Origin of the sequence: Novosphingobium mangrovisedimenti, assembly GCF_025153475.1 — a bacterium.
In the GTDB taxonomy this organism is placed as follows: domain Bacteria; phylum Pseudomonadota; class Alphaproteobacteria; order Sphingomonadales; family Sphingomonadaceae; genus Novosphingobium; species Novosphingobium mangrovi_A.
This window is the reverse complement of the sequence record NZ_JANZXA010000070.1, coordinates 1-347: the sequence shown is the minus strand read 5'-3', so window position 1 is coordinate 347 and position 347 is coordinate 1. Positions and strand designations below refer to the sequence as shown.

At 62.0% G+C, this 347-nt stretch carries 1 protein-coding gene; it reads right to left on the bottom strand.

The window, feature by feature from the left end; translation table 11 throughout:
• Positions 1–270 (bottom strand): 2Fe-2S iron-sulfur cluster binding domain-containing protein (locus tag NZK81_RS21505; protein WP_260047995.1); only part of this gene is annotated, 270 nt, incomplete at its 3' end.
• Positions 271–347: the final 77 nt, after the last annotated feature.

Genomic DNA, 347 nt, shown 5'->3' with positions numbered 1-347 from the left:
GATGACTAGGTCATTCATCGGATAGATCCGACAGGCCAGGGCGTATCCCTTTGCCTGGTCGGCGACAGAAACCTTGGCCGTGCTCATCTTGCCGGTCCGGTATTCGCCTTCGACGACTCGAACCAAGCAAAACCCGCAACCACCGCCGCGGCAGCCCACTCCTATATCGCTGGCACCAAACTGCTCCATCGCGATCAGTACGCGTTCATCCTCGGGGCACGGGAACTGCCCCCCTCCGAGGATCCGGATCTGGTAGGGCTCAAGCCTCATTCGACCAATCTTCTTCGACTCGGGGCTGCGCGGCGGCAGCGGCCTTCGCCGCAAAGCTTACCCCCCCCACCGCGAAA